This is a genomic window from Rhodanobacter sp. OR87 (genome assembly GCF_000473345.1).
GTDB classification, from domain to species: Bacteria; Pseudomonadota; Gammaproteobacteria; order Xanthomonadales; family Rhodanobacteraceae; genus Rhodanobacter; species Rhodanobacter denitrificans.
This window is the reverse complement of the sequence record NZ_AXBJ01000016.1, coordinates 24097-46640: the sequence shown is the minus strand read 5'-3', so window position 1 is coordinate 46640 and position 22544 is coordinate 24097. Positions and strand designations below refer to the sequence as shown.

Genomic DNA, 22544 nt, shown 5'->3' with positions numbered 1-22544 from the left:
TCGCCCGCTGCACCGGACGGGAACCGCGATGAAGCAGCTGACCAGCTACGAAGGCCTGCACTGCGCCAACTGCGGCGCGACCATGCAAGGCGAGTTCTGCCACCAGTGCGGCCAGTCGATCCACAGCGTGCTAAAGCCGATGCACCACATGGTCGAGGAAACCGTCGAGACGGTGCTGCACATCGATGGCCGCATCGTGCACACGCTGCCGCCGCTGCTGCTGAAGCCCGGCTTCCTCACCCTGGAATACTTCGCCGGCCGGCGGGTGCGCTACATCGCGCCGTTCCGGCTGATGTTCGTGCTGTGCCTGCTGTCGTTTTTCGTATTCCACCTGGCGATCGACCAGGTCGCCGACAAGATCCCCGCGAACGGCCATCCCCTGGTGAGCGTGGACAGCCGGGCGATCGAGACCGCGGCCAGCCCCGCCGAGGTGCGCAAGGCGCTGCAGGACGAACTGGATGGTCTGCAGCGCGCCCGGGACACCGGCGTGCTGCCGCCGAACGTGCTGGAGCAGGCGCGCGTCGGCGAGCAGGAACTGCGTCAGGCAGCCAATCGGCGCCTTGCCGCACTCGGCGCGGCGCCCATGCCGGTAGCCTCGCTTGCCTCGCCGCCAGCATCCACGGTGGTGAAGGCCAGCAGCGACACCAAGCCGCGCGACGCTGCACGCAAGGCGTTCGAGAATGAATCGAAATCGGTCCGGATCGCCTGGCTGCCGGACGTGGCCAACGCGCGCCTGACCGCGCTGGGCCGCCAGTTCCAAAAGAACTGGCACGCCTTCAAGCATGGCGATCCGGCGGCCAGCGCCGAAGCGAAGCAGCGCATGATCAACGGCGTCTTCGGCGCACTGCCGCCGACCATGTTCGTGCTGATCCCGGCCTTTGCCATCCTGCTGAAACTGTTCTACGTATTCCGCCGGCGGCTGTACATGGAGCACCTGATCGTGGCCCTGCACAGCCACGCTTTCATGTTCCTCAGCCTGTTGCTGATCACTCTCGTCGGCATGCTGTCGACCTGGCTGCGACCGCATGCGGCGTGGACCGGCTACGCGCTGGGCTGGCTGCAGGCCGCGCTGATCCTGTGGATTCCCGCTTATCTGCTGATCATGCAGAAGCGGATCTACCGCCAGGGCTGGCCGATGACCTTGCTGAAATTCTGGTTCGTCGGCTGGTGCTACGTCTGGCTGCTGATGTTTGCCCTATTGGTCGCTTTAGTGCTTGGTGTGGCCCACTGAGGCCGTTTCGCGGCTCCTGGCGCAGCGGGTTTTGCACAGCGTCACGGGCCTGTCAAGGCAGCCGGGGACGGTGCGTCAATTGTGTGAACCGTGACTGATCGGCATTTGCAGACCATTGACTGACAAGGACATTTTTACGTGACCAAAACCTCGTCAGAGTGTCAGAAAAGGCTTCACGGTGCGCTTTGAAGCACCCCTTCCCCGCTGCATCCACAGACTTATCCACAGCTATTGTGGATAAGCACAAAAACTCCCCGGGGATAGTCACTTACCCATGACTCCTCGATAACCGGGCAGCAAGTTCGCGCAACTTGGCCGATCTGATCCACCTGCCATCGCAGCCATCAAAAACGCGGCCCGCGTGGAGGCGGCCGTTACACTGGCCTGCCACGAGGTAACCCATGCCTGCCGTTCTTCGCGTCGCCCTGCCGGTCCCTCTGCCAGGCCTGTTCGACTACCTGCCGCCGACGGTGGGCGCGGCCTGCGTGGGCAGCCGGGTGCTGGTGCCGTTCGGTCGCCACAAGCTGGTCGGCATGGTGGTGGCGATCGACGCCGAGGCGGCAGTCGGCAGCAGCCGGCTGAAGCAGGTACTGCGCCTGCTCGACGACGGCGCGCTGCTCGACCCCGAGCTGATGCAGACCCTGGCCTGGGCCGCCGACTACTGGCTGGGTGCGCCGGGCGAGGCCTACGCCAATGCCTTGCCGCTGGCCCTGCGCGAGGCGAAGCCGCTGCCGCCGATCGGCGACGAATACTGGTCGCTCAGCGGCGCCGGCCGCAGCGCGCATGATGCCGGCAGCCGCCGCGGCGGCAGCAAGGCCTTACTGGGTTTGCTGGCTGCCGGCGCATTGAGTGCGCAGGACTTGAGCGAGCGCCAGCCGGGCTGGCGCGAAGCGGCGCGCCGACTGGCCGCGGCCGGCCTGCTCGAACGGAGCGAACGGCCGCCGCCCGATCGCTCGTCGCCGCCCTCGCTGGCGCCGCAACTCAGCGACGAACAGCAGCAGGCGGTGGTCACCGTCGGCGCCAGCCTCGGCCAGTACCAGCCGTTCCTGCTCGATGGCGTCACCGGCAGCGGCAAGACCGAGGTCTACCTGGCGCTGATCGAACAGGTGCTGGCGCAAGGCAGGCAGGCGCTGCTGCTGGTGCCGGAGATCGGGCTTGCCCCGCAGACCGTGCGGCGCCTGCGCGAGCGGCTCGGGGTGATCGTCGAGGTGCTGCACTCGAACCTGTCCGAAGGCGATCGCGCGCGCGCCTGGCTGCGCGCCCGCGCCGGCAGCGCGCGGGTGATCCTGGGCACCCGCTCGGCGGTGTTCACGCCGCTGCCGCAAGCCGGCCTGATCATCGTCGACGAGGAACACGACAGCGCCTACAAACAGCAGGAAGGCTTCCGCTACCACGCCCGCGACCTGGCCCTGGTGCGCGCCCGCGCGCTCGGCGTGCCGGTACTACTGGGCTCGGGCACGCCGTCGCTGGAATCGCTGGCGAATGCCGAGGCCGGCCGCTACCGCACCCTGCATCTGCGCGCGCGCCCCGGCGCGATCCGGCCACCGCAGGTGCAGATCATCGACATGCGCGCACAGCGGCTGGAGCACGGCATGTCGCCGGCGCTGCTCGGCGCGGTGGCCGATACGGTGGCACGCGGCGAACAGGCGCTGGTGTTCCGCAACCGCCGCGGCTACGCGCCGGTGCTGCTGTGCCATGCCTGCGGCTGGCATGCCGGCTGCCCGCGCTGCGACCGGCCGCTGACCCTGCACGCGGGTCGGCGCCAGCTGATCTGCCATCACTGCGACTATCGCCAGCGCGTTCCCGCCGCCTGCCCGACTTGCGGCGCCGGCGACCTGAAGCCGCAGGGCCAGGGCACCGAGCGGCTGGAGGAAGCGCTGCTCGCGCAGTTCCCGCAGGTGCCGGTGCTGCGCGTCGATCGCGAAACCACCCGCCGCCGCGACGCGTTCGAACAACTGCTGGCCACGCTCCGGGACGACCAGCCGGCGATCCTGGTCGGCACGCAGATGCTGGCCAAGGGCCACGACCTGCCCAACCTCACCCTGGTCGCCATCGTCGGCGTGGACGAAGGCCTGCACAGCATCGACTTCCGCGCCGGTGAACGGCTGGCGCAACTGGTGGTGCAGGTGGCCGGCCGCGCCGGCCGCGCGCGCAAGCCAGGCCGCGTGGTACTGCAGACGCACCAGCCGGAACATCCGCTGCTGCGCAGCCTGCTGGCGCACGGTTATGCCGCCGCAGCGCGCGAGCTGCTGGCCGAGCGCCGACTGATCCAGCTGCCGCCGTACAGCTACCAGGTGCTGCTGCGTGCCGAGGCACCGCAGCGCGAACAGGTCGATGCGTTCCTCGCCGCGGCACACGCCGCGCTGCCGGTCAACGCGCAGTTGCAGATCGCCGGGCCGATGTCCGCGCCGATGCCGTTGCGTGCGGGCCGGCATCGCGGCCAGCTGCTGCTGGAGGCGGCCAGCCGTCGCACCCTGCACGGCATGCTGCGCTCATGGCAGCTGGCGCTGATCGCGCTGCCGTCGGCACGGAAGGTACGCTGGTCGCTGGATGTCGATCCGATCGATCTGTACTGAACTGGCTTGACAGGAGCGCGCTCAGCCCGCGTCCGGTTTCAGCGAACCCGGCTTGACCAGCCAGCGCACCGCCAGCATGCCCAATTCGTAGAGCAGGCACATCGGCACCGCCAGCATGATCATCGAGGTGATGTCCGGCGGGGTGATGAAGGCGGCGATCGCGAACGCGCCGACGATGGCATAGCGCCGGCTGCTGCGCAGCTTGTCCAGGTCGACGACGCCCACCGCGGCGAGGATCACCACCGCCACCGGCACCTCGAAGCACAGCCCGAACGCGAAGAACATCAGCATCACGAAATCGAGGTAGTGGGTGATGTCGGTCATCATCTCCACCCCCTGCGGCGTGATCGCGGTGAGGAAGCGGAACGCCGCCGGCAGCACCAGGAAATAGGCGAACGCGCAGCCCAGGTAGAACAGCACCAGTGCCGCGGCGAGCAGCGGCCGCGCCAGGCGTTTCTCGTGCTTGTACAGGCCGGGGCTGACGAAGGCCCACAGCTGGTACAGGATCATCGGCATGCTGATGAACAGCGCCGCGTAGAAGGCCAGCTTCAGCGGGGTGACGAACGGGCTGGCCACCTCGGTGGCGATCAGGTGCGCACCCTGGGGCAGCCGCGCCACCAGCGGCGCGGCCAGTTCCGTGTACAGGCGGTTGGCGAACGGCACCAGCGCCAGCAGCACCACCAGCACGGTGGCGCTGGCCTTGAGCAGGCGCGAGCGCAGTTCCAGCAGGTGGGAGAACAGGCCCTGTTGCAGGTCGACCTCGGGTTCAGGCGTGGCCATGTGGCGACTCCCGGGGCCCCGGCGCCGCCACGGCGGTATCGGCGAACAGGTCGCCGGTGGCGCGGTCCGGTTCCGCTGCCGCGGTCGCCGCCGGCGCGGCGGCGGAACCGGCGATCGCGGCGGACGGCTCGCCTGTCGCCGCCGCGTCAACCGGTGACGCGGCGTTCTGCAGGTCGCGCACCTGGGCCAGCGTGGCGTCCAGTTCGCCTTGCGCCGCTTCCGCCTTCGCCGCGGCCTCGCGCGCAGCGCGCTTGATTTCCTCGATCTGCAGCTCGCGCTCCACCTCGGCGCGCACGTCGTCCCAGCCGCTGCGCATGCGCCGCAGCAGGGCGCCGGCGGTGCGCGCGGCGCCCGGCAGCTTCTCCGGGCCGAGCACGATCAGCGCGATGAGCGCGAGCAGCACCAGCTTGCCGAAGCTGATCTCGATCATCGCCGCAACCTGCCCGTCGCCCGCGGCTTACTTCGCGTCGCTGGAGTCGCGCTGACTCTGCGTCGTGGTGTCGGCAGGGCTCGCCGGCGGATCGGCGCGCAGACGCTCCGCTTCCTTGCGCTTGGCCTCGTCCTCGTCGCCATTGAGGCCCTTCTTGAAATCCCGCATGGCGTTGCCGAGGTCGGAGCCGATGTTGCGCAGCTTGCCGGTGCCGAAGATCACCACCACCACCACCAGCAGGATTATCAGATGCCAGATGCTCATGAATTACCTCGAAAACGGACGAAGCCGGAAACCCGTCGCGCCGCGCGCGCCGGCCTTTCCGTATCAGCGTGAAGTGTACTCTTCGAGCCGGTCGCGAAAGTCGACCACCGGCGTCGGCACGTTGCTGACGCCACCCTCGAAGATGCGCCGCGGCGTGATGCCGGCGCCGTACACCGCAGCGTTCGCATCATAGTCGATGCGCAGGACCGATCCATCCAGCGCCACGCCGGCGAACAGGCCGCGGCTGCGCGAGTAGGAATAGATCTCGGCCTTCATCTGCGCGTCGGTGGAGGCACTGGCGGTGCGCCCGACCGGGCCGGCCGCGGCGGAGGCGTCGGCGCCGAGGGTGAACTTGCCGTTGACGATCGAATCCACGCCGCGCTGGGTGCGGAACACCAGGATCACGTCAGTCGAGGACACGCCGGCCTGGAAGCCCACGCTGCCGCCGGTCATGGTGATGAAACTGGGATTGGACCAGGTGCCGTTCGGGCTCTTCACCGAGATCAGGCCCTCGCCGCGACGGCCGCCGAAGATGAAGCCGGCCTTGATCATGTCCGGGATCACCGCGATCGCGCGGGCGTTCTGCAGCAGGTCCTTCGGGATCGCCTTGTCCGGCGCCTGCATGATGTCGTTCATCACGCGCACGGCGTTGGTGGCGCGCACCAGCGGCGGATCCTCGGCATGCACGGCCATCGCCGGCAACAGCAGGGCCAGGCTGGTCAGCAGCAGACGTTGCAGCGATGTCTTCAACATGGGGCAGCTCCACTCGGGTTCGGGGGATAGGCGCGGCGCCACGCGGTGCGCCGGGCTTGTGGCAGACTGCACGGTTCCAGCAGCCACGACTGTCACGATGCCACGCAGCAACCACTATACCGGCGTTGCCGACGATTCCGACGCGCCGGCCGTTCAGCCCGTTCAGGCTGGCGTGCTGCTGGTCAACCTGGGCACGCCGACCGCGCCGACCGCGCAAGCGGTGCGCCCGTACCTGGCCGAGTTCCTCGGCGATCCGCGGGTGATCGACTACCCGCGCTGGCTGTGGTGGCTGATCCTGCATGGGGTGATTCTGCGTGTGCGGCCGAAACGTTCCGCGCACGCCTACGCGCGCATCTGGGACGAACGCGGCTCGCCGCTGCGCTACGGCAGCGAGGCGCTGGCCGCGGCGCTGCAGGCCGAGTTCGACCGCCGGCGCCCCGGCACGCTGCGGGTGGCGCTGGCGATGCGCTACGGCGAGCCGTCGGTGGCACAGACGATCGAACGGCTGCAGCGCGAGGGCGTGCGCCGGCTGCTGGTGCTGCCGCTGTACCCGCAGTATTCGGCCACCTCGACCGGCTCGGTGATCGACGCGGTGGCCGATGCCTGCAAGCAACGGCGCTGGCCGCCCGAGCTGCGCTTCGTCAACGACTACCACGACGAGCCCGGCCACATCGAGGCGCTGGCCGCCGGCATCGAACGCTGGTGGGCGGCGCACGGCCGCGGCGAGAAACTGCTGCTGTCGTTCCACGGCATCCCCGAGCGCTACGTGCGACTCGGCGATCCCTACGCGGAACAATGCCGGCGCACCGCGCAACTGCTGCACGAGCGGCTGCGGCTGGGCGAGAGCGAGCTGATCGTCAGCTTCCAGTCGCGGGTGGGCCGCGAGCGCTGGCTGCAGCCATACACCGACGCCACCGTGCGCCGGCTGGCCGCCGACGGCGTGAAGAGGCTCGACGTGGCCTGCCCCGGCTTCGCGGTGGACTGCCTGGAGACGCTGGAGGAGATCGCGATGCAGAACCGCGACTTCTTCACCGCCGCCGGCGGCGAGTCGCTGCGCTACATCCCCGCGCTGAACGACAGCGCCGAACAGGTGGCCAGCCTCGCCGCGCTGGTGCGCCGGCACCTCGGCGGCTGGCCGGAAGCCGCCGCGTGAGCGCATCGGTCGAGCGCCGCATCGCGCTGCCCCACCTGACGCTGGCCGCGCAAATCTGGGGCGAAGACAGCCTGCCGCCACTGCTGGCGCTGCACGGCTGGCTCGACAACGCCGGCAGCTTCGCGCAGCTGGCGCCGCGGCTGGCCGCACGCTGGCAGGTGATCGCGCTGGACCTGCCCGGCCACGGCCATGCCGGCCATCTCGCCGCCGGTGCCGGCTACCACTACGTCGACCACGTGCAGGCCGTGCTGGCCGCCGCCGACGCACTCGGGCTGGAGCGCTACACCCTGCTCGGCCACTCGCTGGGCGCCGGCATCGCCAGCCTGGTCGCCACGGCGCGGCCCGAACGGATCGAGTGCCTGCTGCTGATCGAGGGCCTCGGCCCGCTCGGCGACGACGGCGCGCACACGCTGCAGCGCTTCCGCGACGCGCTGGCGCCGCGCGAGGGCAACGGCAAGCCGCTGCGCATCTTCCGCGATGTTGCCCACGCAGCCGCCGCACGCAGCATGGCCAGCGGCCTGCCCGCCGAACTGGCGCGGCCGATCGTCGAGCGTGGCCTGCTCGAAGCCGATGGCGGCTGGCGCTGGCGCAGCGACCCGCGGCTGACCCGCCCCAGCGCCGTGCGCCTGGCCGAAACGCAGGTGCACGCCCTGCTACGCGGCATCACGGCCCCCACCGCGATGCTGCTGGCGCGGCCCGCCACGGCTTACCTGCCCACGCCGATGATGCACTCGCGCGCTGCCTGCGTGGCGGACATCACCGTCAGCCACATGGAAGGCGGCCACCACCTGCATCTCGAACATCCGGCCGACGTCGCCGCGTGGATCGACGCGGCGACGTGACGCATGCGCCTCAGGGCTGCTTCAACCCCAGCACGTCGAGCCCCTGCTCGAAGCGGATGTCGACCGGGATATGCGCCTGGTCGAGCCGCTTCAGGTCGCCGGCCAGTTCGGCGTCGACGGCGCCCATGCGGTCGGTGAGCTGCCGGGCGGCGTCATAGTCGCCGTCGCCCTGGATGGTCAGCAGCTTGGCCGACAGCGCGTTCATCGCCGCGGTCATCTTGTCGAAGTCGACGCGGTAGCGGCCGGTCTTCTCATCGCGGCTGAACGCGCCCTGCTGCTTGAAGAAATTGAAGCGCACCATGTTCGCCTTGGCGTGCGCGTCGGACGCGCCGAAACGTACCGAGCGCAGGATGCCGGCGAGGAAGGTGACGTAGTTGTCCATCAGCTTCGACTTGTCCAGCTCGCCCTTGTCGGCCAGCTTCGTCACCATGTACAGGCCGAGGATGTCCGCCTTGCCTTCCTCGAAGCTGGAGGCTTGGTCCTTCAACGCCTTGCGCACGGTGCCCTTGCCGTCGAGTGTTTCCTTGATGCCGAGGCCGTGCGCCACCTCGTGGAACATGGTGTTCTGGAAGAACGCATCAAAGGTCAGGTTCTTCTGCTGGTCGTCGGCGATCAGTTCCTTCGCGATCGGCAGCATGATCTGGTCGAACTTCGCCTGCATCACGTTTTCCAGCTGCAGGCGGCGGGTGCCCTTCTTCAGCTGCACCTGCTCGTCGTTGGGCAGGTTGATCGCGATGGTCTTGGCGCCGACGTTGGCGTCGCCGCCGTAGTACACCGCGAAGTAGGCGTTGAGGTCGGCGTCGGAACCGGGCTTTTCCGCCTTGTACTTGTCGGCCACCGGCAGCTCGCGCTGCAGCTCGGGCAGGTATTTCGCGAAGCGCGCCAGCTTCTTGCTCCAGGCCTGGTCCTTGATCAGCACGTAGGATTCGTAGCTGGCCTTGTAGCCGTAGAGCTGGTCTTCATAGGTCTCGATCGGGCCGATCACGAGGTCGACCGGGTTGGTCTTCATGTCCATCCAGGCGAAATCGCTGGCCTGGTAGTCGTCGCTCTGCAGCGCGTCGGCGCGCAGCATGAGGTACTTGCGGAAGCCGGCATCCTTCGCCAGCTTCGCGGCGTGGCGCAGCAATCCGGCGGCCTTCGCCAGCTCGGGCTTGTACGCCTCGTGGTAGGGCACGCTGATCAGCTGGCCCTGCGCGTCGCGACGCAGCAGGGTGTACAGCGCGGTCTTGTCCTTGAGGGTGGACTTCTCGAACTCGGCCTTGCTCATGTCGGCCGGGTAGAACTGCGCGCCGGCCGGGCGCACGCCGATGCCGTCGACGAACGGCTTGTCGTTGTCCAGCCGGTCCCACGGGCCGTAGTTGATCCCGGCGAACTCGCGCGTGGCGGGGTCGGCGATCTTCGCCAGCAATGCATCCTTGTCGCCCCACGCCTGCTTCCAGTACAGCGCGTTCATGCTGTCGGCCGCCTCGACCAGCAGCGCGATCATCTTCTTCTGCCGCGCATCGAACTTCGACAGGTCGGCACTGAGTTTCACCGTGGCGTAGTCGGCCAGGCGCTGCTGCACGACGGCGCTGGTGCCGGCGTCGGCGGCCGACGTGGCGGGCGACGCGACGGCGGCGCTGGCGGTCGGCGCCGGCGCCAGCTCCTCCTTTGACACCGGCGCCGTGGCGGTGCTCCCCTGGTTCGAGGAACAGGCGGCCAGCGCCAACAGCAGGCACACGGGAAGCAGACGTCGGAGCATGGCGGTTCCTCGGCGAAGGGATCGCCCATGGTATCGCGCCGCACGTGCCGGCGGCGGTCGCGCCACGGATCGGGTGCGCCACGCCGCGGTGGCCGCGCTGGCCGGCGGACGCCGCCGAGCCAATGCACATGGCGCGCGGTCGCCATTCGGCTATCGTGCCCCTCCCCTTGCCTCGCCACGCCCATGGTCCCGTCGCCACCTCCCTCCGCACCACGCCACCGGGCCGCGCTGGCGTTCATCTACGTCACCGTGCTGCTGGACATGCTGGCGTTCGGCATCATCATCCCGGTGCTGCCGCACCTGATCGAGCAGCTGGCCGGCGGCGGCATCGCGAAGGCGGCGTGGTGGGTGGGCATCTTCAGCACGGTGTTCGCCATCGTGCAGTTCGGGTTCTCGCCGGTGCAGGGCGCGCTGTCGGACCGCTACGGTCGGCGGCCGGTGATCCTGATTTCCAACCTGGGCCTGGCGGTGGATTTCGTGGTGCTGGCGTTGGCGCCCACGCTGTGGCTGCTGTTCGCCGCGCGCATCCTGCTCGGCATGACCGCAGCCAGCTTCAGCACCGCCAATGCCTACGTCGCCGACGTGATCCCGAAGGAAAAGCGCGCCGCCGCATTCGGCATCCTCGGCAGCGCGTTCGGGCTGGGCTTCATCATCGGCCCCGGCGTGGGCGGCTTCCTCGGCGGCATCGCGCTGCGGCTGCCGTTCTGGGTGGCCGCCGGCCTGGCGCTGTGCAACTTCCTGTACGGCTGCTTCATCCTGCCCGAGTCGCTGCCGAAGGAGCGCCGCACGGCCCGGCTCGAACTGCACAGCGCGCACCCGTTCGGCTCCCTGAAACTGCTGCGCCGCTACCCGCAGGTGCTCGGCCTGGCGGTAGTGCTGTTCCTGGTCTACCTGGCGCACTACGTGCTGCAGACGGTGTTCGTGCTGTACGCGGATTACCGCTATGGCTGGGGCCCGCAGGCGGTCGGCTACGTGCTGATGCTGGTCGGCGCCTGCGACGGCTTCGTGCAGGCGGTGCTCACCGGCAGGCTCGCGCCGCGCTTCGGCGAACGCCGCGTGCTGCTGGCCGGCATGCTGTTCGGCGTGGGCGCGTTCCTGGTGATGGGCGTGGCCGACGTGGGCTGGGCGTTCCTGTTCGGGATTCCGTTGCTGGCGCTGTGGGGGCTGGCGATGCCGCCGATCCAGTCGATCATGACCCAGCAGGTCGACCCTTCCGAGCAGGGTCGGCTGCAGGGCGCGATCGGCAGCCTGGGCAGTTTCGCCGGCATCTTCGGGCCGTATCTGTTCGCCCAGGTGTTCGCGTTGTCGATCGCGCCGTCTTCGTCGGTGCACCTGCCCGGTGTAGCCTTCGTGCTTTCCGCCGCGCTGATGCTGGTCGGCATGCTGATCGCGGTTCGGGTGACGCGGCGGCCGCCGGTCGTCGTCCCTCCCGCCGAACCCACTCACCCACCACAGGAAGATCGTCCATGAGCATTTCGATGTACCAGGTCGCCGTTCCCGTCTGCGTCCGCGCCCTGGGCAATCTCGCCCACGTGCTGAAGAAGGGCGAGCAGCACGCCAGGTCGAAGAATGTCAGCGACGAGGTGCTGCTGCAGACCCGGCTGATCCCGGACATGCTGCCGCTGATCAAGCAGATCCAGATCGCCTGCGACATGGCGACCCGCGGCACCGCCCGCCTGGCCGGCGTGGAGCCGCAGAGCTTCGAGGACAACGAGACCACGCTGGAGCAGGCCTACAGCCGCATCGAGCGCTCGATCGCGTACATCAAGAGCTTCACGCCGGAACAGATCGACGGCAGCGAAACCCGTGCGATCCACCTGAAGATGCGCAACGGCGAGATGCACTTCGAAGGCCAGGCCTATCTGCTGCACTTCACCCTGCCGAACCTGTTCTTCCACTGCACTACCGCCTACGACATCCTGCGCGAGGCCGGCACCGACATCGGCAAAACCGACTTCATCGGCAACGCCTGACAAAGCGGCACGATGGGGGCCCGTGGGGGTCGCCATCGTGCCGGAATTGCCAAAGTGTGATGCACACCACATTCGACCGCCGCCCCGTGGCCTGCCTTCTGCTTGCAGGGAAGTGACACCTCCACCGTCCCCTCCCCCATTCCGAGCAAGCGTCATGGAACAGATCAAATGCATCATCGTCGGCGGCCCGCAGCATGGCCTGGTGCTCCGCCGCCCGTGGGACCGGCGCCGCCCGGCCCGGCTGTGCGTCATTGCCGCCGACGGTGAGCCGTGCATCGCCGCCGCCCGCCGGCACGACCGCAGCATGCGCCCGCACTACCTGCTGCTGCACCCGCGTGCCACCGGCGAACAGATCCTGACCATGCTGGCGGCCTGAACTGACGCATCGTGTCACCCCGGGGCCGCGCCGCGCAGGCGCCGGTGCCCGCCGGAAACCGGACACGATGTCGCAGGCCGGGCGCGCTTGTCGGCTGCGCACCGTCGCATCGACAATAGTCGGCCGGGCCCACGCCCACTCCAGCCGACCGACCGTTCCGGGCCTCCCATGCTGCGATTGACCGACCTCAGGCTGCCGCTCGACCACGGCGAGGCCGCGCTCACCGCCGCGATCCTCCGCCGGCTGGACATCGACGCCGCCGCCCTCACCGGCTGCACCATCGCCCGCCGCGGCTACGATGCGCGCAAGCGCGGCGCGATCATGCTGATCTACGCGCTGGACATCGACACCCCGCGCGAAGCCGAACTGCTCAAGCGTTTTGCCGACGACGCGCACGTGCAGCCCACGCCAGACACCAGCTACCACTTCGTGGCCAAGGCGCCGCCGCGGATCGAACACCGCCCGCTGGTGATCGGTTTCGGCCCGTGCGGCCTGTTCGCCGGCCTGATCCTGGCGCAGATGGGCTTTCGCCCGATCATTCTCGACCGCGGCAAGGCCGTGCGCGAGCGCACCAAGGACACCTGGGACCTGTGGCGCAAGCGCGAACTGCACCCGGAGTCGAACGTGCAGTTCGGCGAGGGCGGCGCCGGCACGTTCTCCGACGGCAAGCTGCACAGCCAGATCCGCGATCCGCAGCACCATGGCCGCAAGGTGCTGACCGAATTCGTCAAGGCCGGCGCGCCGGAGGAAATCCTCTACGTCAGCAAGCCGCATATCGGCACCTTCCGGCTGGTCTCGATGGTGGAGAACATGCGCGCCACGATCGAAGCGCTGGGCGGCGAGATCCGCTTCAGCCAGCGCGTGGACGACCTGCTGATCGACACCGACGCCGCCGGCGAACGCCACATCCGCGGCGTGACCCTGGCCAGCGGCGAACAGCTGCGCGCCGACCACGTGGTGCTGGCGCTCGGCCACAGCGCGCGCGACACCTTCGAGATGCTCCACGCGCGCGGCGTGTACCTGGAAGCCAAACCGTTCTCGATCGGCTTTCGCATCGAGCACCCGCAGTCGGTGATCGACCGCGCCCGTTTCGGCCCGCAGGCCGGCCACCCGATGCTGGGCGCGGCCGACTACAAGCTGGTGCACCACGGCAAGGGAAATCAGGGCCGACGCGGACGCTCGGTGTACAGCTTCTGCATGTGCCCCGGCGGCACCGTGGTGGCCGCCACGCCCGAACCGGGCCGGGTCGTCACCAACGGCATGAGCCAGTATTCGCGCAACGAGCGCAACGCGAACGCGGCGGTGGTGGTCGGCATCGAGCCGTCCGACTTCGCCGCCTACGATGACAGTGGCAGCCCGCTCGCCGGCATCGCCCTGCAGCGTGCGCTGGAAAGCCACGCCTACGTGCTCGGCGGCGAAAACTACAACGCCCCGGCGCAACGGGTCGGCGATTTCCTCGCCGGCCGTCCCTCGCGCGACTGCGGCGAGGTGCTGCCGTCGTACCAGCCGGGCGTGACCTTCGGCAGCCTCGACAGCGCGCTGCCCGACTATGCGATCGCCGCGATCCGCGAGGCGCTACCCGCGTTCGAGCGGCAGCTGCGCGGCTACGCCATGCCCGACGCCATCCTCACCGGCGTGGAGACGCGAACCTCCTCGCCCGTCCGCATCCAGCGCGACGACAGCCTGCAAAGCCTCAACACCCGCGGCCTGTACCCCGCCGGCGAAGGCGCCGGCTACGCCGGCGGGATCCTCTCCGCCGCCGTGGACGGCATCAAGGTGGCCGAGGCGGTGGCGCTGAGCATCGCCGGAAACTGAGACTCCGGCCGGCAATTGATTCGCCGCGTTGCGGCCATATTTCAAGCAGGTCCGCGCAGCCACGCTGTCCGCCTCACGAAAGGTATCCCGATGTCCACGCCCGTTCCGCTTCGCATCGACTTCGTCTCCGACGTGTCCTGCCCGTGGTGCGCGATCGGGCTGGCGTCCTTGCAGCAGGCGCTGGCGAAGCTGGAAGGCGAGGTCAGTGCGCAGATCCATTTCCAGCCGTTCGAGCTGAACCCGCAGATGGCGCTCGAGGGCGAGGATGCGACCGAACACCTGGTGCACAAGTACGGCAGCAGCGCCGAACAGATCGACGCGAACCGCGCGGCGATCCGCGAGCGCGGTGCGGCGCTCGGCTTCGCCTTCAACATGGACCGGCGCAGCCGCGTCTACAACACCTTCGACGCGCACCGGCTGCTGCACTGGGCCGGGCTGGAAGCGCGCCAGCTGGCGCTGAAGCGGATCCTGCTGCGCGCGTATTTCACCGACGGCGAGGACGTGAGTTCGCACGACACGCTGGCGCGGCTGGCCGTTGAAGCGGGGCTGGACGGCGAGCGGGCGCGGCAGTTGCTCGAAGGCAGCGAGTTTGCCGACGAGGTGCGCGCGCAGGAGCAGTTCTTCACCTCGCGCGGCATCCACTCGGTGCCGGCCACCATCGTCAATGGCCAGCACCTGATCTCCGGCGGGCAGCCGCCGGAGGCGTTCGAGCAGGCGTTGCGGCAGATCGTCGCCGCCGGCTAGGCAGGCTCGGCCGCGCCGCAACTGCGGCCCGGCTCACGCGTCGACCGCGCGCGACTCCCGCCACTGCGCGATCGGTGCCGGGCGGCCGAGCAGGTAGCCCTGGCCCATCTCGCAGCCCATCGCCATCAGCGCATCGCGCTGGGCCGGCGTCTCGATGCCCTCGGCGATCACCTGGATGTTCAGCGCGCGGGCCAGGGCCAGGATCGCCGCCACCACGGTGGTGCTGGAGGTGTTGGCGCCCTTGTCCAGCTCCTGCACGAAGGCGCGGTCGATCTTCAGGATGCGCAGCGGCAGCGAGTGCAGGTAGCTGAGCGAGGAATAGCCGGTACCGAAATCGTCCAGCGCCGCGCCGATGCCGATCGCGCGCAGGCGCTCCAGCGTGGCGCGCACGTGTTCGGGGTTGTCCAGCAGCGCGCCCTCGGTGACCTCCACCACCAGCCGCGACGGCGGCAGCCCGATGTGTTCCAGCAACTGGATCAGGCGGCGGTCGAAATGCGCGTGGCGCAGGTGCAGCGCCGACACGTTCACCGTCATGAAGCTGTCGTTGCGTTCGTGCTGCAGCAGCAGCCGGCAGCTGAGCTCGAACAGGTGCCAGTCGATCGTCTCGATCAGCCCGCTGTCCTCGGCGATCTTCAGGAAATCGCCCGGCCGCAACACGCCGCGTTGCGGGTGGTTCCAGCGCAGCAGCGCCTCGTAGCCGAGCGTGCGGTGGCTGCCATCGAGCGCGCAGATCGGCTGGAAGTACGGCTCGAACTGGCCATGCAGCAACGCCTGGCGCAGCTCGCCTTCCAGCGCGAGCACGTCGACCACGGTCTGCGCCAGCCGCTCGTCGAACAGCTCGTAGCGCTTGCGCCCCAGTTCCTTGGCCCGGTACAGCGCGATGTCGGCGTCGCGCAGCAGCTCGTCGGCCGCCGCGTAGTGGCCGTCGCCGATCGCGATACCCACGCTGGCGGTCACCTGCAGTTCCTTGCCGGCGACCGGCATCGGCGCGTCCAGCGCGTCCAGCACGCGCTGCGCCACGGCGGTGGCCGCCGACGGCAGGTCGTCCTGTTCCAGCAGGATCGCGAACTCGTCGCCGGACAGCCGCGCCACCAGGTCCGGGTGGCGCACGCAGCTGGACAACCGCTTCGCCACCTCCTTCAGCACCTCGTCGCCGGCCAGGTGGCCGAGGCTGTCGTTGATGATCTTGAAACGGTCCACGTCCAGGTACAGCAACGCACACTGCTGCTGCGGCTCGCGCCGCATCGCGACCAGTACGCGCTCGATGCGGTCGCGCAGGTAGCCGCGATTCGGCAGCCCGGTCAGCGCGTCGTGCATGACCTGATGGCGCAGCTGGTCCTGCATGCGCTCGCGTTCGCCGATTTCCTTGCGCAAAGCCTGCGTGCGCTCCTCCACCCGCTGTTCCAGCTGTTCATAGGCGCGCTTGAGCGACTCGGCGGAGCGGCGCCGGGTGAGGCTGTTGGCGACCTGCGAGGCGACGAAGCTGAGCAGTTCCTGGTCGGCCGCGCCGTACACCACGTCGGCACGGTAGCTCTGCACGGCGACCAGGCCGATCACCTCGTCGGCCACGATCAGCGGCACGCCGAGCCAGTACATCGCGGGGGAATTCATGCGCCCCGGCGCGATCTCGCCGCGCCGCTCCAGTTCCTCGATGTCCGCGTTGTCCACCCGCAGCGCCCGGCCCAGGCGCAGCACGTATTCGCTCAGGCCGCGCGCCAGCACGCGTTCGGCCGGCGGCGCCAGCACCGCGTCCACCGAATAGGGGAAGCTCAGCTTGCGGCCGTCGTCGGAGAGCAGCCCGATGAAGAAATTCTGCGCGTTCAGCAGTTCGCCCACCACCGCGTGCACGCGCCGGTAGAACGCGCCCTGGTCGATGTCCGCGGTAGCCAGTTCGGCGATCTGGAACAGCGCGGCCTGCAGGTGTTCGGCGCGCTGCCGCTCGACGATCTCCTGCTGCAGCCCGCGGTTCGCCTCGGCCAGCTGCAGCGTGCGCAGCTGTACGCGCTGCTCCAGTTCATCCTTGCCCTGCTTGCGCTCCAGCGCGGTGAGGATGTGGCTGCCGACGAACTGCAGCAGGGCGAGGTCCTCGTCGGTGAAGCCGATGTCCGGGCGATAACTCTGCACCACCAGCACGCCACACGGCTGGCTGCCGCGCAGCATCGGCACACCGAGCCAGTCGTGGCTGTCCGGACCGATCAGGGTCACCGGCCCGGCCACCTGGCTGCGCAGTTCCTCGGCGTCGCCCATGCGGGCCTTGCCATCGCTGATCACGTGCCAGGTCAGCGTGTGCTCGATCGCGCTCAATGGCAGGTCACGGCCGACCTCGAACAGGGGTGGCGACTCGACATCGACGAAATACAGGAAACGGATCGTGCTACGCGCGACATCATGCAGCACGATGAAGAAATTCTCCGCGTACATCAGCGTGCTGACGATCGCGTGGATGCCGCGCAGCATGTCTGGCATGTCGCGCTCGGAACCGGCCAGGTCGGAAATCGCGAACAACGCGCGCTGGAGCGCCTCGGAACGTTCGAGTTGCTCGTGCGAATCCTGCAGCTCGGCCCATTCCAGGGCGCGCCGCAGGTGCTGGCCGGCAAGCCGCAGCGGCGCCTCCAGATCGTCGAAAAAACCGCCGGCCGCCGGTTCGTCCAGTTGCAGCAGCAGCAAGGCCGGCTGCGGCTGCACGCACAGGCGGACCGCCACGCGCGATCCGTCCGGGTGCCGGTGCGGGGCGGTCGCGCGAACGGCATCGGCCAGCCATGCCTCATCCACCGCGGCCGGCAACGGCGGCATGCTGCGCCAGGTTGCGCCATCGTCCAGCCCCCACACCACGCAGGCGGCGGAACAGCCCGGCAAGGCCCGCGCCAGCTCGGCGATCGCGCCGGCCACCTCGTCCGGCGCATGCGCGGCGGTCAGCCGGGCCAGCCAGCCCAGCTGCAACGATCCCTCGTACGACATCGACCCGACGGTACCGGCATGCTTCATCGATGAGCTTCCCCCTTGCCCGGGCGTCCCCTCGCCGATCGGGCGAACCGCTCCTGCCGACCACATGGCGATGCCGGGCTGCCGCCAGCCTGCCTGCATGCGAGCGAACGCGCAATACCGATAAACTGCCGCCTGCCAGCCGGCGCCACGCTCGCCGCCGCCTTGCCCCTCGCGTCATCCGCGCCACAGGTTCCCGATCCACCGCATGCTCGCCGACACCACCAAGGACGCCATCCGCGCCGCCTACACGCGCCTGAAGGACGGCCTGCCGGATTTCCGTGCGCGCGCCTCGCAGGGACGCATGATCGCCGAGGTGGCCAAGGCGCTGGCCACCGAGGGCGGCGTGGCAGTGATCGAGGCGCCCACCGGCACCGGCAAGTCGATGGCCTACCTGATCGCCGGGGTGGCGGTGGCGCGCTTCCAGAAGAAGAAACTGCTGATCGCCACCGCCACCGTGGCGCTGCAGGAACAGCTGGTGCAGCGCGACATCCCGCTCTACCTCAGGCTCAACGGCATCGAGGCGAAGGTGGCGCTGGCCAAGGGCCGCGGCCGCTACCTGTGTCCGCGCAACCTGCTGATGGCGGCCAACAGCATCCACGACGCGCAGCTGGGCCTGGCCGGTTTCGAGGCGGACCTGATGCTGTGGAGCAAGCCGCCGCAACCGCGCGACAAGCAGGCGCTGGCGAAGCTGCGCGACGCGTTCGACCGCCGCGAGTGGGACGGCGACATGGACAGCACGCCGGAGCCAGTCAGCGAGCTGCTGCGGCCGATGATCACCACCAGCGCCGGCGGCTGCACCAACCGCAAGTGCGGCCAGTTCATGGCCTGCCCGTTCTTCGCCGCGCGCCGCGCGGTGGACGATGCCGAGATCATCGTGGCGAACCAGGACCTGGTGCTGGCCGACCTCACCATGCCGGGCGAGGGCGATGGCGGTGTCGACCCGGCCTGGGGCGGGGTGATCCTGCCGCGCCCGGACGAGACGCTGTACGTGTTCGACGAAGCCCACCACTTGCCCGGCAAGGCGCTCGATCGCGGCGCGGCCGAGGTCTACATGAGCGCCAGCGTGCGCCAGCTGAACCGGCTCGGCCGCCAGGTGCACGCGGCCTACTCGCTGACCGACAAGGAGACCCTGGGCCGGCTCGCGCTGGACGCCGGCGACGCGAAGCTGCAGGAGCTCAGCGACGCGCTGGAGGAACTGGAGAAGGCCATCCGCCTGGGCTGGCTGCCCGACCCGGCCGACACCGAGCCGATGTACCGCGGCTCGCTCGGCCAGCTGCCCACGCCGTGGGTGGAGCATGCGCGGGTGCTCGGCCTGCTCACCGGCGAGGTGCAGCGCTGGCTGGGCGCGGTGCGCCGCGCGGTGGTGGAGATGACCGACGGCGGGCCGACTCAGGAGGCGCTGTCGCGCGAGCTGGGCATCGCGCTGGAACGCATCGGCCGGCAGGCGGCCTGCTGGCGCGCCTGGTCAGCCGACGATCCGGATGACGCGCCGCCGTCGGCGCGCTGGGTCACCCTGGGCGCCGACCAGCAGCTGGTCTGCCACGCCTCGGCGGTGTCCGCCGCCGGCCTGCTGCGCGAGGTGCTGTGGGGCAACGCCAGCGGCGTGCTGCTGACCTCGGCCACGCTGAGCGCCGGCGGCAATTTCCGCGGCTTCGCCGATGCGGTGGGCCTGCCCGACGACGCGGTGACGCTGAGCCTGCCCTCGCCGTTCGACCTCGCCGCGCAGGCGCGGCTGGAAGTGCCCACGATGCGCACGCTGCCCGACGCGCGCGAGGCGCACGCGGAGGAGATCAGCGAGTGGCTGGCCGACCACCTCGACTGGGACGCCGGTAACCTGGTGCTGTTCACCTCGCGCGCCAAGCTCGACCGCGTGCTGCAGAAACTGCCGATCGCGCAGGTGCGCAAGGTGCGCGCGCAAGGTTCGCTGGGCAAGTCGCAGCTGGTTGCCGAGCATTGCGCCGACGTCCAGGCGGGCAAGGGCAGCACGCTGTTCGGGCTGGCCTCGTTCGGCGAAGGCCTGGACCTGCCCGGCAAGCTGTGCGAGACGGTGGTGATCACCCAGCTGCCGTTCGCGGTGCCGACCGACCCGGTCGGCGCCACCTACGCCGAGTGGCTGGAATCGCGCGGGCGCAACCCGTTCATCGAGGTCAGCGTTCCCGAGGCCACGCGTTTGCTCACCCAGTACTGCGGCCGCCTGATCCGCAACGAAAGCGACTGCGGCCGCATCGTGCTGCTGGACCGCCGCGTGGTCACCAAGCGCTATGGCGCTGGCATGCTGAAGGCGCTGCCGCCGTTCCGGCGCGTCATCGAGAGAAGCGCATGATCCTCCGTCTGGCCGACTGTCCCCCGCAGCCGTGGAAGAACGGCCTGGGCCGCACCCGCGAAATCGCCATCGAACCGGCTGGCGCGGGCATGGACGATTTCCTGTGGCGGGTCAGCGTGGCCGAGGTGGACAGCGCCGCACCGTTCTCCGCGTTCCCCGGCATCGACCGGCAGATCGTGCTGCTGGACGGCGCCGGCTTCACGATGACGCTGGACGACGGCCGCACGCATGCGCTGACCACGCCGTGCGCGCCGTTCGCGTTCCCCGGCGAAGCGCGGGTGGAGGTGGCGCTGGCCGGCGGGCCCACCCGCGACTTCAACCTGATGCTGCGCCGCGGCCGCGTGCGCGGCGGTATCGAGGTGTGGCGCGAAGCCGGGCCATACCCGACCGACGCCGCCACCGTGCTGGTGTACTGCGCCCGCGGCACGATCGATGGCGCCGACGGCACGTTGCAGGCAGGCGACGCCTGGCAGCGGTGCTCGCCCGCGGTGCTAACCTTGCGGCCGGGTGCGCTGGCGCTGGCCGTGCGGGTCGAGGACGTCGCCTGACGGCTGTCACTAGGATGGCGGACGCCACGCCCGTACGCTTGTCACTCACCGTCCCCCGGAGTTTCGACCATGCCCGTGCTGATCCTCGGTCTCGTGTTGTTCCTCGGCGTGCATTCGCTGCGCATCTTCGCCGACGGCTGGCGCAACCGGCAGCGCGCGCGACTGGGCGAGCTGCGCTGGAAAGGCCTGTACGCGCTGGTCTCGCTGGTCGGCTTTGCGCTGATCTGCTGGAGCTTCGGCCTGGCGCGCCAGCATGCCGTGCTGCTGTACGTGCCGCCGCTGGCCTTGCGTCACGCCAACGCGCTGTTCACCCTGATCGCTTTCGTGCTGGTGGCTGCCGCCTACGTTCCGCACAACCATCTCAAGGCGGCCTTCGGCCACCCGATGCTGCTCGGCGTAATGGTGTGGGCGTTCGGTCATCTGCTGGCCACCGGCATGCTGCACGACGTGCTGCTGTTCGGCGCGTTCCTGCTGTGGGCGGTGGCGCTGTTCGTCGCCTCGCGCCGCCGCGACCGCCGCGAGGGCACGCGGTATCCGGCCGGCACGCTGCGCGGCAGCGCGCTCACGCTGGTGATCGGCGTGGTGGCCTGGGCGGTGTTCGCGCGCTGGCTGCACCTGTGGCTGATCGGCATGAGCCCGATGGGCTGAACAGCGGCCGCCGGGGGTGTCGGGAGTCACCCGCGCGGCGGCGCCGGCCTGCGCTACAGTGGGCGCCGTCCAACCCTTCGCGAGGATCACCGCATGGCCGCCTTCCTGCTCTGGCTGTTGCTGCTGGTGTTCTGCTGGCCGCTCGCGCTGCTGGCGCTGGTGCTGTACCCGATCGTGTGGCTGCTGTTGCTGCCGCTACGCCTGGTCGGCATCACGGTGAGCGCCGTGTTCGCCTTCCTCGGCGCGCTGCTGATGCTGCCCGCGCGCGTGCTGCGCGGGCGCCCGGTCTGAGCCGCGCCGACACGTGGAAAAACCGCACTCGCCCGCGTGCGAGCGCAACCGCGAACCGATCCTCGGCGTGCTGCGCGCGCATTTCGCCGACCGTCGGCGCGTGCTGGAGATCGGCAGCGGCAGCGGCCAGCACGCGGTGCACTTCGCCGCCGCGCTGCCGCAGCTGAACTGGCAAAGCTCCGATCGCGCGGAATACCTGCCCGGCATCCGCGCCTGGCTGGACGAGGCGGCGCTGCCGAACACACCGGCGCCGCTGGCACTGGACGTCGGCGGTGCCTGGCCGAGCGGCCCGTTCGACGCGGTGTTCAGCGCCAACACCCTGCACATCATGGCCTGGCCCGAGCTGCAGCAGCTGTTCGCGCGCCTGCCTGCGGTCACCACCGGCGATGCCGTGCTGGTGATCTACGGCCCGTTCAACGAGCACGGCCGCTACAGCAGCGACAGCAACGCCGCCTTCGACCAATCGCTGAAGGCCCGCGGCGCGCACATGGGCATCCGCGACGCCGAAGCCGTCGACGCGCTGGCCGCGGCGGCGGGCTTCGCGCTGGTCGACGACGCGGCGATGCCGGCCAACAACCGCTGCCGCGCGTGGCGCCGCGTGCACGGCTGAACCGCCGCCAGCACGGTACGCCTGCACAACCGCGCCGAACCGGGTACAAAGGCGGCATGAAGGCCATCGACACGTTGACCCCCTGTCCCTGCGGCAACCCGGCCGGTTACAGCCAGTGCTGCGGACCGCTGCACGACGGCGCACCCGCTGCCAGCGCCGAACAGCTGATGCGCTCGCGCTACAGCGCCTACGTGCTCAAGCGCGAGGACTACCTGCTGACCAGCTGGCATGCCGACACCCGCCCGGCCTCGCTGCGGCTGGCCGCGCAGCAACCGCCGCCGACCTGGCTGGGGCTGGAGGTGCGCCGCCAGCAGGCCCTCGACGACGACCACGCCACAGTGGAATTCGTCGCCCGCTACCGCCTCGGCGGCGGCCGCGCGCAGCGCCAGCACGAGACCGGCCGCTTCGTGCGCGAAGGCGGCCGCTGGTACTACCACGACGGCGAACTGAAGAGCTGAGCC

At 69.8% G+C, this 22544-nt stretch carries 21 protein-coding genes; 15 read left to right on the top strand and 6 right to left on the bottom strand.

Features of this window, described 5'->3' with window-relative positions; genetic code table 11:
• The first annotated feature begins 28 nt into the window (after positions 1-28).
• Both RHOOR87_RS0112995 and RHOOR87_RS0112990 read left to right on the top strand, forming a co-directional pair.
• Positions 29-1231, top strand: coding sequence for a DUF3667 domain-containing protein (locus RHOOR87_RS0112995; protein WP_015448859.1), 1203 nt, complete (start codon positions 29-31; stop codon positions 1229-1231).
• 401 nt (positions 1232-1632) lie between these two features.
• Positions 1633-3807: a primosomal protein N' gene (locus tag RHOOR87_RS0112990; RefSeq protein WP_027485251.1), complete on the top strand. Its 2175-nt coding sequence runs from the start codon at positions 1633-1635 to the stop codon at positions 3805-3807.
• A 21-nt stretch (positions 3808-3828) separates the two neighbouring features.
• Here the strand turns inward: RHOOR87_RS0112990 and tatC are convergent, their stop codons facing one another.
• The 4 genes from tatC to RHOOR87_RS0112970 form a co-directional block, all read right to left on the bottom strand.
• Positions 3829-4587, bottom strand: a complete 759-nt coding sequence (gene tatC / locus RHOOR87_RS0112985; RefSeq protein ID WP_015448860.1) for a twin-arginine translocase subunit TatC — start codon at positions 4585-4587, stop codon at positions 3829-3831.
• The gene (gene tatB, locus RHOOR87_RS0112980; protein WP_027485250.1) at positions 4574-5017 is read right to left on the bottom strand and encodes a Sec-independent protein translocase protein TatB; all 444 of its coding nucleotides are present in this window, start codon (positions 5015-5017) and stop codon (positions 4574-4576) included. The genes tatC and tatB overlap by 14 nt, the downstream gene beginning before the upstream one ends.
• Positions 5018-5044: 27 nt before the next feature.
• Positions 5045-5281 (bottom strand): twin-arginine translocase TatA/TatE family subunit, encoded by a 237-nt coding sequence (gene tatA, locus RHOOR87_RS0112975; protein ID WP_027485249.1) that lies wholly within the window; start codon positions 5279-5281, stop codon positions 5045-5047.
• Positions 5282-5344: 63 nt separating this feature from the next.
• Positions 5345-6034, bottom strand: coding sequence for a lipid-binding SYLF domain-containing protein (locus tag RHOOR87_RS0112970; protein ID WP_015448863.1), 690 nt, complete (start codon positions 6032-6034; stop codon positions 5345-5347).
• A gap of 97 nt (positions 6035-6131) precedes the next feature.
• On the opposite strand from RHOOR87_RS0112970, the gene hemH reads away from it, so the two are divergent.
• Entirely contained in the window at positions 6132-7187 is a 1056-nt protein-coding gene (hemH, locus tag RHOOR87_RS0112965) for a ferrochelatase (protein WP_015448864.1), read from the top strand.
• Positions 7184-8029: an alpha/beta fold hydrolase gene (locus tag RHOOR87_RS0112960; RefSeq protein WP_015448865.1), complete on the top strand. Its 846-nt coding sequence runs from the start codon at positions 7184-7186 to the stop codon at positions 8027-8029. Before hemH ends, RHOOR87_RS0112960 begins: the two co-directional genes overlap by 4 nt.
• A gap of 10 nt (positions 8030-8039) precedes the next feature.
• Here RHOOR87_RS0112960 and RHOOR87_RS0112955 read toward each other — a convergent pair whose 3' ends face one another.
• A complete protein-coding gene (locus RHOOR87_RS0112955; protein ID WP_015448866.1) occupies positions 8040-9770 on the bottom strand; it encodes a peptidase M49 in 1731 nt (576 codons plus the stop codon).
• Between the two features lie 183 nt (positions 9771-9953).
• Between RHOOR87_RS0112955 and RHOOR87_RS0112950 the strand changes: the two genes are divergently transcribed.
• The 5 genes from RHOOR87_RS0112950 to RHOOR87_RS0112930 all read left to right on the top strand — a co-directional run bounded on the left by RHOOR87_RS0112950 (position 9954) and on the right by RHOOR87_RS0112930 (position 14678).
• Positions 9954-11240: a tetracycline resistance MFS efflux pump gene (locus RHOOR87_RS0112950; protein WP_027485248.1), complete on the top strand. Its 1287-nt coding sequence runs from the start codon at positions 9954-9956 to the stop codon at positions 11238-11240.
• Positions 11237-11743 carry a DUF1993 domain-containing protein gene (locus RHOOR87_RS0112945; protein WP_007508703.1) on the top strand — a complete coding sequence of 169 codons (507 nt, stop codon included), beginning with the start codon at positions 11237-11239 and terminating at the stop codon, positions 11741-11743. Before RHOOR87_RS0112950 ends, RHOOR87_RS0112945 begins: the two co-directional genes overlap by 4 nt.
• Before the next feature lie 154 nt (positions 11744-11897).
• Positions 11898-12119: a hypothetical protein gene (locus RHOOR87_RS0112940; RefSeq protein ID WP_007508709.1), complete on the top strand. Its 222-nt coding sequence runs from the start codon at positions 11898-11900 to the stop codon at positions 12117-12119.
• A 168-nt stretch (positions 12120-12287) separates the two neighbouring features.
• Entirely contained in the window at positions 12288-13934 is a 1647-nt protein-coding gene (locus RHOOR87_RS0112935) for an NAD(P)/FAD-dependent oxidoreductase (protein WP_027485247.1), read from the top strand.
• Between the two features lie 90 nt (positions 13935-14024).
• The gene (locus RHOOR87_RS0112930) at positions 14025-14678 is read left to right on the top strand and encodes a DsbA family oxidoreductase (RefSeq protein WP_027485246.1); all 654 of its coding nucleotides are present in this window, start codon (positions 14025-14027) and stop codon (positions 14676-14678) included.
• Between the two features lie 33 nt (positions 14679-14711).
• Here the strand turns inward: RHOOR87_RS0112930 and RHOOR87_RS0112925 are convergent, their stop codons facing one another.
• Positions 14712-17663, bottom strand: coding sequence for an EAL domain-containing protein (locus RHOOR87_RS0112925; RefSeq protein WP_027485245.1), 2952 nt, complete (start codon positions 17661-17663; stop codon positions 14712-14714).
• 205 nt (positions 17664-17868) lie between these two features.
• Between RHOOR87_RS0112925 and dinG the strand changes: the two genes are divergently transcribed.
• From dinG to RHOOR87_RS0112895, 6 genes are all read left to right on the top strand, one after another.
• Positions 17869-19986 (top strand): ATP-dependent DNA helicase DinG, encoded by a 2118-nt coding sequence (gene dinG / locus RHOOR87_RS0112920; protein ID WP_027485244.1) that lies wholly within the window; start codon positions 17869-17871, stop codon positions 19984-19986.
• Positions 19983-20534, top strand: a complete 552-nt coding sequence (locus tag RHOOR87_RS0112915; RefSeq protein ID WP_027485243.1) for a HutD family protein — start codon at positions 19983-19985, stop codon at positions 20532-20534. The genes dinG and RHOOR87_RS0112915 overlap by 4 nt, the downstream gene beginning before the upstream one ends.
• Positions 20535-20603: 69 nt before the next feature.
• A complete protein-coding gene (locus RHOOR87_RS0112910; RefSeq protein ID WP_027485242.1) occupies positions 20604-21182 on the top strand; it encodes an NnrU family protein in 579 nt (192 codons plus the stop codon).
• Positions 21183-21275: 93 nt separating this feature from the next.
• Complete coding sequence (locus RHOOR87_RS0112905; RefSeq protein ID WP_007508724.1) at positions 21276-21473, top strand: hypothetical protein; 198 nt, start codon at positions 21276-21278, stop codon at positions 21471-21473.
• Positions 21474-21486: 13 nt separating this feature from the next.
• Positions 21487-22083, top strand: coding sequence for a DUF938 domain-containing protein (locus RHOOR87_RS0112900; protein WP_027485241.1), 597 nt, complete (start codon positions 21487-21489; stop codon positions 22081-22083).
• 56 nt (positions 22084-22139) lie between these two features.
• A complete protein-coding gene (locus RHOOR87_RS0112895) occupies positions 22140-22541 on the top strand; it encodes a YchJ family metal-binding protein (RefSeq protein WP_007508729.1) in 402 nt (133 codons plus the stop codon).
• The last annotated feature ends 3 nt before the right edge of the window (positions 22542-22544 follow it).

Coding starts and splice junctions, on each gene's coding strand:
- RHOOR87_RS0112995 (WP_015448859.1), top strand. CDS start 29: ATGAAGCAGCTGACCAGCTACGAAGGCCTGCACTGCGCCAACTGCGGC.
- tatA (WP_027485249.1), bottom strand. CDS start 5,281: ATGAGCATCTGGCATCTGATAATCCTGCTGGTGGTGGTGGTGGTGATC.
- RHOOR87_RS0112940 (WP_007508709.1), top strand. CDS start 11,898: ATGGAACAGATCAAATGCATCATCGTCGGCGGCCCGCAGCATGGCCTG.
- RHOOR87_RS0112990 (WP_027485251.1), top strand. CDS start 1,633: ATGCCTGCCGTTCTTCGCGTCGCCCTGCCGGTCCCTCTGCCAGGCCTG.
- RHOOR87_RS0112970 (WP_015448863.1), bottom strand. CDS start 6,034: ATGTTGAAGACATCGCTGCAACGTCTGCTGCTGACCAGCCTGGCCCTG.
- RHOOR87_RS0112930 (WP_027485246.1), top strand. CDS start 14,025: ATGTCCACGCCCGTTCCGCTTCGCATCGACTTCGTCTCCGACGTGTCC.
- RHOOR87_RS0112935 (WP_027485247.1), top strand. CDS start 12,288: ATGCTGCGATTGACCGACCTCAGGCTGCCGCTCGACCACGGCGAGGCC.
- RHOOR87_RS0112915 (WP_027485243.1), top strand. CDS start 19,983: ATGATCCTCCGTCTGGCCGACTGTCCCCCGCAGCCGTGGAAGAACGGC.
- tatC (WP_015448860.1), bottom strand. CDS start 4,587: ATGGCCACGCCTGAACCCGAGGTCGACCTGCAACAGGGCCTGTTCTCC.
- tatB (WP_027485250.1), bottom strand. CDS start 5,017: ATGATCGAGATCAGCTTCGGCAAGCTGGTGCTGCTCGCGCTCATCGCG.
- hemH (WP_015448864.1), top strand. CDS start 6,132: ATGCCACGCAGCAACCACTATACCGGCGTTGCCGACGATTCCGACGCG.
- RHOOR87_RS0112910 (WP_027485242.1), top strand. CDS start 20,604: ATGCCCGTGCTGATCCTCGGTCTCGTGTTGTTCCTCGGCGTGCATTCG.
- RHOOR87_RS0112955 (WP_015448866.1), bottom strand. CDS start 9,770: ATGCTCCGACGTCTGCTTCCCGTGTGCCTGCTGTTGGCGCTGGCCGCC.
- RHOOR87_RS0112905 (WP_007508724.1), top strand. CDS start 21,276: ATGGCCGCCTTCCTGCTCTGGCTGTTGCTGCTGGTGTTCTGCTGGCCG.
- dinG (WP_027485244.1), top strand. CDS start 17,869: ATGCTCGCCGACACCACCAAGGACGCCATCCGCGCCGCCTACACGCGC.
- RHOOR87_RS0112895 (WP_007508729.1), top strand. CDS start 22,140: ATGAAGGCCATCGACACGTTGACCCCCTGTCCCTGCGGCAACCCGGCC.
- RHOOR87_RS0112945 (WP_007508703.1), top strand. CDS start 11,237: ATGAGCATTTCGATGTACCAGGTCGCCGTTCCCGTCTGCGTCCGCGCC.
- RHOOR87_RS0112950 (WP_027485248.1), top strand. CDS start 9,954: ATGGTCCCGTCGCCACCTCCCTCCGCACCACGCCACCGGGCCGCGCTG.
- RHOOR87_RS0112925 (WP_027485245.1), bottom strand. CDS start 17,663: ATGAAGCATGCCGGTACCGTCGGGTCGATGTCGTACGAGGGATCGTTG.